We start from the raw sequence: 15213 nt of genomic DNA on the forward strand, positions 1-15213 counted from the left end.
ATGATCCAGTGAAAAAAGGTGCATTATGCAATTTCTAAAATGCTTTAGACTTGGCATCATGCATATAAATTATTTTGAGTGAGATTCACATGGCACAAGGACTATTGGCGGGTAAGCGCTTCTTGATCGCAGGTATTGCAAGTAAATTATCAATTGCTTTTGGTATTGCTCAGGCATTACATCGTGAAGGTGCAGAACTCGCTTTTACTTATCCAAATGAAAAGCTGAAAAAACGTGTAGATGATTTTGCTGCACAATTCGGTTCGGAATTGGTTTTTCCTTGTGATGTGGCCGTAGATGCTGAAATTGACAATGCATTTGCAGAACTGGCAAAACACTGGGATGGTCTGGATGGCGTCGTACATTCAATCGGTTTCGCACCAGCACATACTTTAGATGGTGATTTCACTGACGTGACGGATCGCGAAGGCTTTAAGATTGCCCATGACATCAGTGCTTACAGCTTTATCGCGATGGCACGCGCTGCGAAGCCATTACTGGCTGCACGTCAAGGCTGCCTGTTAACGCTGACTTATCAAGGTTCTGAGCGTGTGATGCCAAACTACAATGTGATGGGTCTGGCGAAAGCTTCTTTAGAGGCAGGTGTACGTTACCTGGCATCTAGCTTGGGCGCAGAAGGTATTCGTGTCAATGCGATCTCAGCCGGTCCAATCCGTACATTAGCAGCGTCTGGTATTAAATCGTTCCGTAAAATGCTGGACCTAAATGAAAAAGTGGCTCCACTAAAACGCAATGTGACCATTGAAGATGTCGGTAATGCAGCATTGTTCCTGTGCTCACCATGGGCGAACGGGATTACTGGTGAAATCATGTATGTCGATGCGGGTTATAACACAGTAGGTATGAGTGCTGAACTGATGCTGGATGCAGAATAAGTCGCTTTAAAAGATTAATTCTCAGCAGAGAAAAACCCTCAAGTTTTTGAGGGTTTTTTTATTTTTAACTCTAATTGTTAATGATGTAAGTCTGATGACAAGGGATACAAGAATTTGGATCAAAATAATTTATCTTTCAGGACTTTCCCACTAAGATGCTTAATATAAAAACAATACAGGACAATTAAGGATGTTTAAAAATTTTTTAATCAGCATGATTTTTGTGATGGGAACTGTGGGGATCACCACGTCGGGCATGGCAGCAGACAATCACTATCATGACAATATGCATGAACTTGACCATCATTTAAAAAATTTCAAATCTGCCAAGGATAGCAAAGAAGCGCGGGCAGCATTGCAAGGCATGCAAAAATCTGTGGAAGTCTGCCAGAAAAATTTACCCTCAGGTCTACAAAAGCTAAAATCCAAAGATGCAAAAATTACGGCTTATCAGGGATTGTTAACTGACTTATTGAAAGAGATTAAACAAGCTGAGCAACTTGTTGCAGCCAATCAGCTAGCCAAAGCACAAACATTGACAGGGAAAATGGATCAGATTAAAAAGCAGGGGCATCAAGCCTTTAAATAAGCCATAAAAAAGACCGCAATTGCGGTCTTTTTTAACTTCAAGATCAAGTGATTAAGCTTGACCTTCAACAGCAGCAGCTTGCGCACGTTGCATGTTCGCTTCAAATTCAGCATCGAAGTTGATTGGAGTAAGCAGCAATTGCGGGAAGCTACCTTTAGTGACCATATCATTCACCGCTTCACGAAGGAACGGGAACAGAATGTTCGGGCAGTAAGCACCAAGAATGTATGGCAGACGCTCTTCTTCCACGCCATCAATCAGGAAAATCCCTGCTTGAGTCACGTCAACGATAAACGCTGTATCACCTTCATTGGTTGCTTGAACCACAACTTTTAAAGCCACTTCAAAATGAGTCGGATCAATTTTTTCTGCAGAAGAAGAAAGGTTGATGTTTAACTCAGGTTGCCATTGCTTGGTAAAAACTTGTGCCCCAGGAACTTCAAAAGAAATATCTTTAGTGTAAATACGCTCTAATGCCAATTGTGGTTGAGCTTGTTGTTCTTCACTCATTCTTTAATCCTTGATATGAGGTAGGTTTTAGTAAATTAAGCCAATAATTCGTCTAGTTTGCCTTCACGCTCTAGGGCATAAAGTTGATCAAAACCGCCGATAAATTGTTCATTAATAAAAATCTGTGGCACGGTACGATGATTGGTGCGTTGCATCAATTCAAGACGCACTTCAGGGGCTTCATTCGATAAATTAATTTCTTTGAATGCAACACCTTTGCGCTCAAGGAGCTGTTTTGCACGGATACAATACGGACATACTGTCGTCGAATAAATAGTAACTTCAGCCATGATCAATCTCCTGTTCGCAGATTATTTGCTTTTCACCAAAGGTAAACCTTGAGCTTTCCAGTTTGTAATGCCGCCATCCAGACGGTAGGCATCTGCATGACCTACCTGTTGAAGCGCAGAACCTGCAACTTGCCCAAGATTACAAATGAACACCAACGGGCGATCAGATGCTTTTAACTCATCAACGTGTTTTGTAATTTGGCTATATGGAATGTTACGGCTACCACTGATGTGACCTTCACGGAAGTCTTTGGCATCACGTAAATCAATCAGCATGGCATTTTTTGCTTTAACTAAAATTCCCAGCGATTGCGGAGAGATTTTGCGACCATTACGTTGACCTTCGATGATGAAGAAGACAACCACGAGTACCGCGAGTGTTCCAAACAAGAAGGGGTGATTCCCCATAAACTCGAACCAACGTTCCACAATTCACCTAATTACAATTTTAAAATTGCCAAGAGTATAGCTCATAAATATGGTGATCAAAATCACCGCTTCAAGGGCTAAGCCTTAAGAAAATTAATTTTTTTGCTGTGCTTCGTTAATTTCGCCGATTAAACGTAAATAGCTTTCCAGTCGGCGCGGCAAAATTTCCCCTGTTGATGCTGCCTGACGTAAGGCACACTGCTTTTCATGCTTATGTGTGCAGTTACGGAACTGGCAGTGACCGAGCAAGTTTTCAATTTCCGGAAAACCACTTTGGACTTTATCCAAGGTCAGATGCCAGAGACCAAATTCACGAATCCCTGGTGAGTCGATGAGAGCAGCGCCATCGCCAAAGGAAATCAGACGTGTGGAGGTCGTCGTATGCTGACCCAGTGCCGAGTTTTCAGAAATGACATTAGTTTTCTGTGCAGCATCCGGGACGATGGCATTGATCAGCGTACTTTTACCTACACCAGACTGACCGACAAACGCTACAGTTTCCTCATTCAGACGAGCGGATAGTTCTGTCAGATCGCCATCGGACTGGGTTTGCATCACTTCATAACCCAAATCTTTATATTCTTTAAGCAAATCCAGAATCGGATCATTTTCCTTGAGCAAATCGGATTTATTCAGAACTAAAAGTGCTGGAATCTCTGCATCTGCACAAGCCACCAGATAACGGTCAATCAAACCCGGTGCTGGTTCAGGCAATGGCGCGAACACAATCACAATCAGGGAAATATTGGCGGCAACCGGTTTAACCTTGTGGTAACGGTCAGGACGGGTCAGCAAAGAAGTGCGCGGATGAATCGCTGTAATAATGCCGAGTCCGGTATTGGGATCAGCCTGCCATTTGACCCGGTCACCTGTTACCAGCAATTCCAGGTTAGTTCGGGTATGGCAGCGCCAGACACTCCCTAGTTCAATCGGCTTCCAGAATGGCTCAGGTTCACCTTCAGCCACGACCGGTTTTTCAGGATGCTGTTCAGGTACAGACAAGGCCTGGACTTCAAGCTGGCGGCCATAATGCTGCACAACCAGTCCTTCCAGGTCTTGAGAGGTATCGATCTCTTCCTGACGCGTTTTGTGCTGTTTTTGAATACGACGTTGTTGTTGTTCAGTTAAACGACGTTTACGTATTAAAGCCATTCAAATCCTAAAAAACCATGGGAGCGAGATGGCAAAAATAGCATGAAGCGGGGTGTCAGTTACAGCATCGACGTAATAAATTTGCTACTATAAATGTTTTATAGCCTAATAAGATTGCACATTTATGAGCAGCACCCCGGATAGCCGCCTGATTTGGATTGACCTGGAAATGACAGGTCTGGATACAGATAATGACCAGATTATTGAAGTTGCCACGATTGTAACGGACGATAACCTAAATATTCTTGCCGAAGGGCCCGTGCTAGCTGTGCATCAATCTGACCGTATCCTGAATGCGATGGACGAGTGGAATACTCGCCAGCATGGTCAGTCTGGCCTGATTGAGCGTGTACGCCGCAGTAAATTGACTGCTCAGGATGCAGAACGTGAAACGATTGAATTCCTGAAAAAATGGGTTAATCCAAAAGTATCGCCGATGTGTGGTAACTCGATCTGTCAGGACCGTCGCTTTCTGCACCGTTTAATGCCTGAACTGGAACAGTATTTCCATTACCGTAATCTAGACGTATCTTCAGTAAAAGAGCTGGCAAAACGCTGGCGCCCTGAAATCATGAGTGGTCTGAAGAAAAATGCTTCGCATCTAGCGATGGATGATATCCGTGATTCGATTGCTGAACTGAAATATTATCGTGAATATTTCTTCATTATGAATAAATAATCCGAGCAAATAAAAAAGAGGCGAAAGCTTCTTTTTTATTGCTTGGCAGAAAGTTTCTTGTGATAAAAGTTTTCACTGCTTTCAAACAGTACCCAGGTCAGAAGCACCAGAGCAAGATGGGTCTGGGTTTCATATTGATCCAAGATAATCAAAGCAAATAATCCTAAAGTCAGGATACGGATCATGATACTGAGATAATAATTTTTCTGCTTTTTAAAGGTTAAACCGTAAAGATAGAGCAGGAACAGGAAAACCATCAGGGCAAAAAGGGCGTTAAATAGCATGCTGATCTGGCTCCCTTTAGGACAATAATAATTGAAATATTGTGAAGTTTATGATGGTTGTAATTTGATCGATTTTACGTGTGTTAACGATGGCACAAGAAAGCTTTTTTGACTGATTTTGTATCTGAATTTTAGTGGCAGTAAAGTGTCCATGATTTTGCTAAAATGCTCTGGTGTTTTTCTTGCTATTGATGACCTATGACTGATCTGCTTCAAGATGATGAGTATGACCGCCGTTTTGCGGGTGTAGCCAAAATTTATGGTGACGATAGCTTTCATCATTATGAAAACAGTCACGTGATGGTGATCGGAATTGGCGGTGTTGGTTCATGGGCAGTCGAAGCATTGGCACGTACCGGGGTTGGTGAGCTCACACTGGTCGATATGGATGTGGTCGCAGCATCGAATATTAACCGTCAGTTACCAGCTATGACGGCGACACTAGGATGTGAAAAAATCGAAATCATGGCAGAACGCTGCCGTTTGATTAATCCACGCATCAAGATCAATCTGATTGACGATTATCTGACGCCAGAAAATGTGAAAGAAATTCTGTCAGGAAATCCTGACATCATTCTGGACTGCATTGATGACGTCAAAGCGAAATTTGCCTTGATGCTGCATTGCCGTTTTAACAAGGTTCCATTGATTGTATCCGGTGGAGCAGGCGGTAAACTGGATCCCTTAAAAATCCGTGTTGCCGATTTATCCAGAACCGAACAGGATCCAATGCTGGCAAAATTACGTGCGCAATTACGTGCTAAAGGCATCTGTAAAAAGCCAAAAGAAAAATTTGGGATCACTTGTGTCTACTCTATCGATAACCCATTCTCGAGTGCAGATGTTTGTGCAAGCGCAGGCTTACGCTGTGGTGGTTATGGGTCTGCAGTGGTAGTGACATCTAGCTTCGCCATGGTTGCGGTATCGGAAGTATTGAAAAAGCTCGATAGTAAAAGACTTAAAGCCTGATTGAGTCAAAAAAAAGCACACGATCTGTGCTTTTTTTTATGCTAAGTTTAAAATGAATTTTTATACATATAACAAAAACAATCTTTTGGTTTTGGAGCAGCTATGTGGTTTTTGCTAGTGCTGGTTTTGGGGATTGGGGCTTTAGCAATCTGGATGTGGAAACGTCCTGATCCGGTGAAACGTGATCAGGCCAAAGCCGTGCATCATGATCTATGGATTGAGCAGATTGATGCTCAATTGAAATATGCAACGCGTCTAAGTACGGATCCGCATCATCCAGACTATGAACGTGCCTATCAAATTTATCAGGGACTGGCCCAGCAGCAGGAATTGCCACAGGCTTATGTAGGTATGGCCTTGATGCACTTAAACGGACAAGGGCGTGAGCAGAGCATAGAAAAAGCCATAAGCTTTCTTGAAAAAGCTTATAGTTTAGGTGGTGAGGATGCAGCCTATCATTTAGGCCAGATCTATGATGGTCATCAATACCAATTAAATGATCCTGAAAAAGCCTTGTACTGGTATCGGCATGCGGTCGCGCGCGGTCATCTGGATGCGCAGTACCGCATCACTGAGCTGGCTGAATCTGATCATGACACTGCAGAACAGCAACGTCTGCAATTATTGATTCAAAATGCCGTGCAGGGACATGCCAATTCACAGTATCAGTTAGCCCAATATTATTTGGCGGATGGTACAGCACAAGATTTAAGTTTGGGTATCCATTATCTGTTTCTGGCAGCACAGCAGGATCACTTGGCTGCCAATCAGGATATTGCCGAAGCCTATGCAAATGGCAAAGTCTTGTCCAAAGATCAACAGCAGGCTTTGAATTTCATTAAACGCTGTATTCATCTGGGTGATCAGAGTGGTTTATATGACTACTATGCCGGCGTGTTACTCGGCAGTATTGATCCTGATCAACGTCAACGGGTGTTTCAGCATCTATTACAGCAGTCCAAAGAACATAAAGATGCACAGGCCAAAACCCTGATCGGTCTGGCTTATTTTCATGGCTGGTATGTGCAAAAAAATGAAACCATGGCATTTCGTTACTGGTCTGAAGCAGCACAAACCCAGCATCCACAGGCCTTGAGTCTGATTGCCGCACTATATTTTGAATCCTATCTGGTCGCACATGAACCGCAGAAAGCATTTGAACTCTATCAACATGCTTTGCAAAATGATCCTGATCATGGCTTCAGTCAGATGGGCCTGGCACTCTGTTATTTAAACGGAGTAGGTATAGCCAAAGATACGGCTAAAGCTACCCAAATGATTCAGGCAATTGCACAGCAAGAGCAACTTGTAGCACAGTCTGAAGCTGATCTGATTTATATAGTGGGACGTTTTTATGGCTTGCCTGAATATCCGCTGCCGACCCGAGAAAAGGCAATTCAATATTTGAATCAGGCGGTGGCGAAAGGATCAAGTAAGGCTGCCTGGTATCTGTATCAAGCATATTCTGGTTTTTATCCAGTCTTTGAAGTGAATGAGGAACAGGCCAAACGTTATCTGCATCAGGCAGCTCAATTGGGCAATGCACAAGCCCAGACCGAATTAGGCTTAATGTATTTAAAGGGCAAAAAGGTGGAGCAGGATACGGCTTTAGGACTGAAATATCTGGAACAGGCTGCGAGCCAGCATAATGGTCTCGCACTAAATGCTTTAGGTGAGGCTTTGGAACAAGGAATTGGCATTGAAGCCAATTTGGATCAGGCAATCCAGTGCTATCGTAAAGCGGCTGCGCAGGTGAATGCTGATGCTTATAGTCATCTGGGGCGCTTATATACCAAAGGCATTGGTGTAGAACGTGATATTGCAATTGCCCGTCAATGGCTAGAAAAAGGCAGTCTATTAGGACATGAGCCTTCTATTGAACAGCTCAACAATGTAAATGCTTATCTGCATATGTAAACTTCAATAAAAAAACCGCTGACTAACAGCGGTCTTTTTTGAGTCAAATATATTGCTTAAGGTAGTTGTTTGATCGGGCTACCACCCAAAGCTTGCATCAGGGTCACATAAGCATTGTATTGGCTTTGTCGGGTTTGCACCAAAGACAGACGGGCATTCCGCGTAGTTTCCTGTGCATCCAGCAGATTTTTCAATGCTACTGCACCATTACGATAACGCACTTCGGTCAAACGTTCAGTACGTTCAGCCAGTTCAACGTTACGCTGTTGTAACGCAACCTGTTTGGTGAGTTCAGTACGATTAGACAAGGCATTCTCTACATCGGCAAAAGCTTCATACATGGTCTGACGATACTGGATAATCGCTTTTTCATATTCCAGTTCATTCACCTGCAAATCACGCTTCATATCATTCCATTGTAGGAATGGCAGGCTGAGTCCAGCACCTAAGGTCGCCACCGGATTTTTAAGTGCATCTGACAATGATGAACTGGTGCCCACGCCGGTACTTAGGCTGCCAGTCAGGCTGATCGAAGGATAATAACTGGCTTTATTGGCATCCTTGTTGGCCAAGGCTTTACGCAAACGCAATTCAGTAGCTCTCAAGTCAGGACGGCGGGAGAGAAGGCTAGCAGGCAAGCCAGCTTCAATCGACGGTAAAGCAATATTCGGTAAACGTTTCGGTTCCTGAATCGAAAGCTGTTGCACAGGCATATTCATGAGTACTGCCAGCGCCGTACGTGTTTCCACACGTTGCTGCTCAATCTGACTTAAGGTCGCTTGCTGGCTTTGGATCGCCTGTTCAGCCTGAGTTAAATCCAAACCAGACACAGCACCGGCACGATACTGGACATTGACCAGATCATAGGTACGCTGTGCAGTCGCCAGGTTTTGTTGAACCACGCTATAACGTTCATTTAGATAACCCAGCTGCCAGTACAGTTGAGCAGTCGTACCAATCAGACTTTGTGCAGTCGCATGTAGATCTTCTTCAGATGCCAGCGCTTCCCAACGCGCTGCTTCAGTCTGGTTGGCCAGTTTACCGAACAGATCCAGTTCATAGCTTAAGCCAGGGAAATTAACCCCAAAACCGGATGAACTGCTGCCATCTTCCAGATCAAAGCTTCTACGCGTGGTTAATCCAGCATCACTAATGCGTACACCTTGCTGACTTTGTGTCTGTCTGGCCTGAATACGGGCTTGCTGCAAATTAATCCCGGCCACGGCCAGATCACTATTGGCTGCCAGTACGTCATTTACCAGACTATTCAATTGGGGATCTTTAAATAGAGTCCACCATTGATCTGCCAGAATATCAGCATAGATTTGCTGGCTTACAGCTTTACTGTTTTGAAAGTTGTTAGGCACCTGTACAGCAGGCTGTTCATACGGCGTTTTCACTACGGCCGCACAGCCAACCAATGAACTCCCTAGAATCAGGGCACTGGCAAGTTTGGTAAGAGTATGCATATCAGATTCCTTATTCTCGAGAAAGTGCATCGACTGGATTCAAACGGGCTGCATTACGTGCCGGGATAAAGCCGAACACAATACCGATCAGGCTTGAGCAGACAAAGGCCGCGACAATTGATGTGGTCGAGTATGCCATCTGGAAGGTTCCTCCAGCAAAATGGGTAATCAGCTGACCGATACCGAGTGACAGCAATACGCCTAAGATACCGCCCAGAATACAAACCAGAACAGCTTCAATCAGGAATTGCTGCAGAATGTCACTTTGGCGCGCACCGACCGCCATCCTTACCCCGATTTCCTGAGTACGTTCAGTCACGGAAACCAGCATAATGTTCATCACACCAATACCACCGACCACTAGGGAAATGACGGCGATAGCCGAAACCAGAAGCGTCATGGTCTGAGTAGTTTCTTGAATGGTTTCACGAATACTGTCGGAGTTTTGCGTAAATACATCCTGCGCGCCGTGACGTTGGACCAGTAAATTCAAAATGGCATTTTCAGCAGCTGCACTCGGATATTCATCCTTAATACGCACAATGATCTGACGTACATTCGGTTGACCCAGCATACGGCTCATGACGGTTGAATAAGGCAAATACACATTCAGGCTGTCTGAGTTGCCCATCATGCTTTTTTGTTCTTCAATGACGCCAATCACCCGACTCGGTACACTACCCAATAGAATGACTTGACCGACAGGATTGGTGCCATCCGCAAAGAAAGTGTTTTTGGTATTGCTATCAATCACCACATCCTGAGCTTGTTCGGTCACACTTTCTTTATCAAAGGGCTGACCTGACTCAAAGTTCATACCTTTGACATAGAAGAAGTCTTCACTGACACCGTTGACCGTGGTCGATGCTTCGATCTCTTTGAAGCGTCCAGTCACACTGCTGTTGACCGATGGGCTGACCCCATCCACATAAGGCTGTTCTGCCAGTGCATCGGCATCAGCGGGAATCAGTGTCTTGGATTGGGAGGAACGTGAATTATCCCCGAAGCCCCGGCCCTGGAACACGGTAATGGTATTGGTCCCGAGACTGCTGATATTTTCCAGAATCTGCTTTTGTGAACCGTTACCCAGCGCAACGACCGAAACCACCGATGCGATCCCGATAATAATCCCGAGCATGGTCAGGAAGGTCCGCATCCGGTGCGCATTCATGGCCAATAAGGCCATACGGAAAGCTTCACCGAGACGGTCTACTGCAGAACGCCAGCTCGAGATTTTCTTCTGTTCATTTCGGACCAGATTTTTTTTCTCGAAACCATCATCAACTTCAGGCATATTCGGTTTATCTGAAATGATATTCCCGTCTGAAATCTCGATAATACGCGTCGCATTTTTTGCCACGTTATGATCATGTGTGACCAGAATAATGGTATGTCCTTTGGCATTCAGCTCACGCAGAATCCGCATCACTTCAATACCGCTATTCTTATCCAGTGCACCGGTTGGTTCGTCGGCCAAAATCACGTCACCGCCATTCATCAGGGCACGGGCAATCGAAACACGCTGCTGCTGACCACCAGACAATTGACTCGGACGGTTCTGGGTTTTTTCACCCAAGCCCAAATCAGTCAGTAATTTGACAGCACGTTTGTGACGGGTATCTGAATCTGCACCGGCATAAATTGCAGGAACTTCGACGTTACCTGCCGCACTTAAATCACTGAGCAGATGATAACGCTGGAAAATAAAGCCGAAATATTCACGACGTAACTGCGCCAGTTCATCAGCTTCAAGTTCGCGGGTTTCACGGCCTTTAACTTTATAGCTGCCCTTGGTTGGCTTATCCAGACAGCCGAGAATATTCATCAGGGTGGATTTACCCGAACCGGACTGACCGACAATGGCGACCAGTTCGCCCGGATAAATCTCCAGATTGACCCCTTTTAAAATCTGGACCGTGCTTTCACCGGCAGGGAATTCACGAACCAGATTCTTGACCTCGAGTAGAGGTTGCTGTTGTTGATTCATGCTTACATTCTCATTGGGCCGGCGCCACCAGGACCACGGCCACTGCCGCCACGTTTAGCACCGTCATTAGAAGTATCAGAGCCATCTGCAATCACAACCTGATCACCACGTTTCAAGCCTTTGATCACTTGTGCGGTTACACGGTTATTCAGACCAATCAGGACAGGGGTTGGTTTTGCTGTTCCGTCTGCCTGCAATACACGAACCATGGCACGCTGAGCTTTACCTTGTTCAACCAGGGCACGTTCAGCATCAGAAAGTTCTAAGCGAGGAGGGCGGTCACCTGCCGGACGTTTACTATCACCACGGGCTTGATCCTGACCTTCACCACGTGCAGATGGGTCAACGGCACCGCGAGAGCCTTCACCACGATTTGGACGTTGTGGACGGTTTGAACCTTGAATGGCAGCCGCCGGAACAGTCAGTACATTTCGTGCTTCATCAAGAACGATATAGACTTGCGCCGTCATATCAATACGCAGCTTGCCATCTTCATTCGGTACATCAAACAGGGCGTTGTAATACACTGCAGAGCCTGAAGTTGAGCTTGAAGTATTGGTTTCGGTATTAATTGAATTTGGTGCAGGTTCAACCTGACGAAGTTTGGCGTAAATTTTCTTATCAGTATTACCCAAAGTAGTGAAGTACACTGTTTGGCCTTCCTGAACTTTCATGACATCGGCTTCGGAAATCTCAGCCTTAATCGTCATGGTATCCAGTTGTGCCAGTTTCACAATCGTTGGTGCGCTTTGATTGGCGTTTACAGTCTGACCTTCTTCAGTCACGATCGCTACGATAGTTCCATCCATGGGTGCCACGATTTGGGTATAACCGAGATCTTCTTTCGCGGTTGCCAAGGTTAAACGTGACTGCTCAATCTGTGCATTAATCGCAGTGATATCTGCCTGAGCGGTTTTGTAGCTGGCTAATGCAGATTCCAGTTCTGAACGCGAGGTTGCATCTTGGGCATACATGGCTTGCTGACGCTTATACTCGGCTTCCACCTTGGCAAGGTTGGCCTGTTTCACGGCAAGCTGTGCCATCTGGTTTTTAATGCTGGCTTCAGCAGTCTTTAAATCATTTTCCTGACGAACAGAGTCAATTCGGGCAATCAGTTGGCCTTGTTTGACCTGATCGCCGAGTTGCACATACATTTTTTTAACCTGACCCGAAACCTGGGCACCGACACTGACCATTTTGGTGGCTTCAAGTACACCAGTTGCCAGTACCGAATTTTCAATATCCCCTTGGGTCACTTCAGCTGTAATGTATTGTGGCTGCTGCTCTTTTGGTTTCAGAAAATACCAGGCAGTGACTGCCATCAGGATGGCAATTACAATCGCCATAATGAGTTTCGCAGGTTTTATTTTTGGCATATGGATTCAGATTCGGGTCGTAGGATAACAGTTGATTATAAAAGCGAAATTAGGATAAAACGTGAATTTTTTTATTTAAAATGAGAACTATTTTCCACTGCCTGGTTTAAAAAAGCATATAAGATAAAACCTGATTTTATATAAAGGATTCATTGACCTACTCCTATTGGAATCATCTTTTTTAGGTGAAATTTTATACGATTTAGCTATCCAAAAAATATTGATCATATGATGAATTAATTAAAACTTCATGGGAGTATAAAGTACTTCTCAGACATACTGCATGCAAAAACCTGGCCACTAAACTGCTGGTAAAAATACGCCATAATGCTGCTCAATATCATGGAAGTTTTTAATGATATTTGTTGTAAAAATAATTCTGCGCTAAAGCCAACCTCTTTCATTTTTAATCTAATTTTTCGAACGATGTGTTCTACTAAAATTTAAAAAATCTATGTTTTACATATAGATTTAAGCAAATAAAGTTTGTAATATCTAATTCCATAAAAAAAATATGGGTTTATTCATTAAGAGAATATGATCATTTAATGAGCGGAAAATAATACGACTTTACTAAGAAAATTAATGAGGTTCATAGATGGAATGGAATGAAAGTTACAATATTGGGATTGGGGTGATTGATCATCAACATCGCCAGATTCTGGACTATATAAATGCCTTAGAGCAGGTCAAAAGTACCGGAGATCGCGATAAAATCCGGGAGGTTTTAGACGATTTAATTGACTATACCCAGTCACATTTCAGCTTTGAAGAAAACCTGCTGGAACAGGTGAGTTATCAATATTTGCCTTCACATCGCGGCATACATGAATTATTTGTCAAAAAATTAAATGATTATCGTCTGAAGTTTGAGCAAGGTCAGTCCATTGAAAAAGATTTATATCGTCTTCTGTCCAAATGGCTCATCAACCATATTCAGCACGATGATCAGGATTATGTAGAAGCAGTACGGGACAATATGCTGAGCTACCTGCGAACGCAGGAGAAGAAAAAAGGCAAAGGCTGGTTTGCGCGTTTCTTTAGTTAGGCACTCGGAGATGCAAACAAGCTTTGACCGCACATTTCAGCAATGGCCTGCAAGATCAGATGTTCAGGGTTCTCTCTGGACATCCCTTTGATTGCAGCATCGATCCGGATCAAAAGCTGAGGCCAGCTTAAAAAGCGCTGTGGACTTAAACGACGCAAGGCTTGCTGATATAAGCTCACTTTAGTCTTCCAGATACCGATTTGTAAGGCATTTTGTGGCTGTTCAAATAATTGCATCAATAGACGCATTTCTTTGCTGATACTCCACAAAATCAGGCTCATCGGTTCACCTGAGGCAATCAGATACTGAAAGATCTTAATTGATTGTGCCAAATTCCCATTGAGCAAGGCATCACTCAGATCATAGGTGCTGTAACGGGACTGATCCTGCAAGCAGGCATATAGATGGTCAATCTGGATAATATCTACTTCAGCAAAGGTATCTGCTACGCGCATCAGGCTATTTTTGGCTGCCAGCAAATTGTGCTCATGATGCTGCTCTAGCCATTGCCAGGCGTCATTGGCCAGCTTAATTCCCAGTTTTTCCGCTTCAATTCCGAGGATCTGTTGACGATCTTTTGGGTAGTTGGCCACTAGCGATACATTTACGCCATTGGCATCAATGGTCTGGAAAAAGCTGGATTTCAGGCTGCTGGCATCCTGTTTCGGCATGACCACCAACAGCAGGTTATCACTGTCCTGTTGCAGATAGTTTTTTAACAGTTTGAGACCACTGGCATCCGGTTTGATATTGCCATGCACTTCAATTGCCAGTTGGCTAGAAAATAATGACAGGCTGTTTAAAGCATTGAAGACATTTTTCCAGTCAGAGGCAGAGCTAATATCATAACGCTGGCGTTCAACTTCACGGCTTTGCCAGCTGCTACGAAAGGCATCTACCAGATTCTGTTCCAGCAAAGGCTCCTGACCATGCAACACCCAGGCACCGCGAGCTTCATTGACACGTTTTAATGCCTGGAGGTAGTCAAGTTTCATTGGGTCGTCTTATTGGGCTGGTTGAGTCGAAGTTTCTGGTTTTGCCAATGGCAAACGATTCGAAGAAATTTGACGGGCAATCTGCTGGGCCACATCATCAATTAAGACCTGATTTAAGAATTTTTGTTCCTGGTCATCCGTATTCACGGTTTCAATATCATATTGATAGGTACGGGTCGCGATTACCGTACGAGGTTCAGTCACCGGATTGCCTTGTGCATCTTCGATTTGGAAAGTAACATTCAGACGCAATAAGGTTTCCACCAGTTTGCCATTCAATTCTAAACGGCGAGGGGTGTAATCTAGGACACGTAAGACATAAGCATCAGGTGCATTACTCAGCTGTACTCCAGCAGCACCCAGATAAACAGCCAGTTTTTCCTGAAGATCTTCAGTATTGTCAGGGAGGGCCAGACTCATGACTGAGTAAGCTACAGGTGCGGAACTCGGATTGGTTCCTTTTAAATGAAAGCCGCAGCCAACGAGGCCTGCACTTAGACCACAAGTTAAAACAATTGCTGCTAAACGTTTGCCTAAATGCATGAGTATCCTCTTTTTCCCTCAGGGAAATATTTGAAATCCTGAACCGGATTGTAAAGTCAAAGCCCGTTGGCTGGCAACGG

16 protein-coding genes are annotated in these 15213 nt (G+C 44.3%); 6 read left to right on the top strand and 10 right to left on the bottom strand.

What is annotated here, in order from left to right:
- Positions 1-89: 89 nt before the first annotated feature.
- Both FTU72_RS03545 and FTU72_RS03550 read left to right on the top strand, forming a co-directional pair.
- Positions 90-896, top strand: coding sequence for an enoyl-ACP reductase (locus FTU72_RS03545; RefSeq protein ID WP_004782067.1), 807 nt, complete (start codon positions 90-92; stop codon positions 894-896).
- A 190-nt stretch (positions 897-1086) separates the two neighbouring features.
- Entirely contained in the window at positions 1087-1485 is a 399-nt protein-coding gene (locus FTU72_RS03550) for a cytochrome b562 (protein WP_180010873.1), read from the top strand.
- Between the two features lie 51 nt (positions 1486-1536).
- Here FTU72_RS03550 and secB read toward each other — a convergent pair whose 3' ends face one another.
- The 4 genes from secB to rsgA all read right to left on the bottom strand — a co-directional run bounded on the left by secB (position 1537) and on the right by rsgA (position 3866).
- Complete coding sequence (secB, locus tag FTU72_RS03555; protein WP_004782070.1) at positions 1537-1995, bottom strand: protein-export chaperone SecB; 459 nt, start codon at positions 1993-1995, stop codon at positions 1537-1539.
- A 35-nt stretch (positions 1996-2030) separates the two neighbouring features.
- Entirely contained in the window at positions 2031-2285 is a 255-nt protein-coding gene (gene grxC, locus FTU72_RS03560) for a glutaredoxin 3 (RefSeq protein WP_004782071.1), read from the bottom strand.
- Between the two features lie 21 nt (positions 2286-2306).
- Complete coding sequence (locus FTU72_RS03565) at positions 2307-2714, bottom strand: rhodanese-like domain-containing protein (RefSeq protein WP_005232169.1); 408 nt, start codon at positions 2712-2714, stop codon at positions 2307-2309.
- A 93-nt stretch (positions 2715-2807) separates the two neighbouring features.
- Positions 2808-3866, bottom strand: a complete 1059-nt coding sequence (gene rsgA / locus FTU72_RS03570; protein WP_179992385.1) for a ribosome small subunit-dependent GTPase A — start codon at positions 3864-3866, stop codon at positions 2808-2810.
- A 124-nt stretch (positions 3867-3990) separates the two neighbouring features.
- On the opposite strand from rsgA, the gene orn reads away from it, so the two are divergent.
- Positions 3991-4545, top strand: coding sequence for an oligoribonuclease (orn, locus tag FTU72_RS03575; protein WP_004782074.1), 555 nt, complete (start codon positions 3991-3993; stop codon positions 4543-4545).
- 35 nt (positions 4546-4580) lie between these two features.
- On the opposite strand, the gene FTU72_RS03580 is transcribed toward orn, so the two are convergent.
- Positions 4581-4829 (bottom strand): hypothetical protein, encoded by a 249-nt coding sequence (locus FTU72_RS03580; RefSeq protein ID WP_159124233.1) that lies wholly within the window; start codon positions 4827-4829, stop codon positions 4581-4583.
- A gap of 198 nt (positions 4830-5027) precedes the next feature.
- On the opposite strand from FTU72_RS03580, the gene FTU72_RS03585 reads away from it, so the two are divergent.
- A complete protein-coding gene (locus tag FTU72_RS03585) occupies positions 5028-5798 on the top strand; it encodes a ThiF family adenylyltransferase (RefSeq protein ID WP_180052450.1) in 771 nt (256 codons plus the stop codon).
- A gap of 102 nt (positions 5799-5900) precedes the next feature.
- Entirely contained in the window at positions 5901-7715 is a 1815-nt protein-coding gene (locus FTU72_RS03590; protein WP_180052451.1) for a tetratricopeptide repeat protein, read from the top strand.
- A gap of 56 nt (positions 7716-7771) precedes the next feature.
- On the opposite strand, the gene FTU72_RS03595 is transcribed toward FTU72_RS03590, so the two are convergent.
- From FTU72_RS03595 to FTU72_RS03605, 3 genes are read right to left on the bottom strand one after another with little or no spacing between them, the layout of a single operon-like run.
- Positions 7772-9184, bottom strand: coding sequence for an efflux transporter outer membrane subunit (locus FTU72_RS03595; RefSeq protein WP_180052452.1), 1413 nt, complete (start codon positions 9182-9184; stop codon positions 7772-7774).
- Between the two features lie 10 nt (positions 9185-9194).
- Positions 9195-11171 carry a MacB family efflux pump subunit gene (locus tag FTU72_RS03600; protein ID WP_180052453.1) on the bottom strand — a complete coding sequence of 659 codons (1977 nt, stop codon included), beginning with the start codon at positions 11169-11171 and terminating at the stop codon, positions 9195-9197.
- 2 nt (positions 11172-11173) lie between these two features.
- Positions 11174-12547, bottom strand: a complete 1374-nt coding sequence (locus FTU72_RS03605; protein WP_180052454.1) for a MacA family efflux pump subunit — start codon at positions 12545-12547, stop codon at positions 11174-11176.
- A gap of 598 nt (positions 12548-13145) precedes the next feature.
- Here FTU72_RS03605 and FTU72_RS03610 point away from each other — a divergent pair.
- Positions 13146-13595, top strand: a complete 450-nt coding sequence (locus tag FTU72_RS03610) for a bacteriohemerythrin (RefSeq protein ID WP_180052455.1) — start codon at positions 13146-13148, stop codon at positions 13593-13595.
- On the opposite strand, the gene holA is transcribed toward FTU72_RS03610, so the two are convergent.
- Together holA and FTU72_RS03620 are read right to left on the bottom strand one after the other, a co-directional pair.
- Positions 13592-14590 (bottom strand): DNA polymerase III subunit delta, encoded by a 999-nt coding sequence (gene holA, locus FTU72_RS03615; RefSeq protein WP_004782082.1) that lies wholly within the window; start codon positions 14588-14590, stop codon positions 13592-13594. The two genes, FTU72_RS03610 and holA, sit on opposite strands and share 4 nt — an antisense overlap.
- A gap of 9 nt (positions 14591-14599) precedes the next feature.
- Positions 14600-15133: a hypothetical protein gene (locus tag FTU72_RS03620; protein WP_180052456.1), complete on the bottom strand. Its 534-nt coding sequence runs from the start codon at positions 15131-15133 to the stop codon at positions 14600-14602.
- Between the last annotated feature and the right edge of the window lie 80 nt (positions 15134-15213).

Origin of the sequence: Acinetobacter sp. YH12137 (assembly GCF_013418535.1) — a bacterium.
Classification (GTDB): Bacteria; Pseudomonadota; Gammaproteobacteria; order Pseudomonadales; family Moraxellaceae; genus Acinetobacter.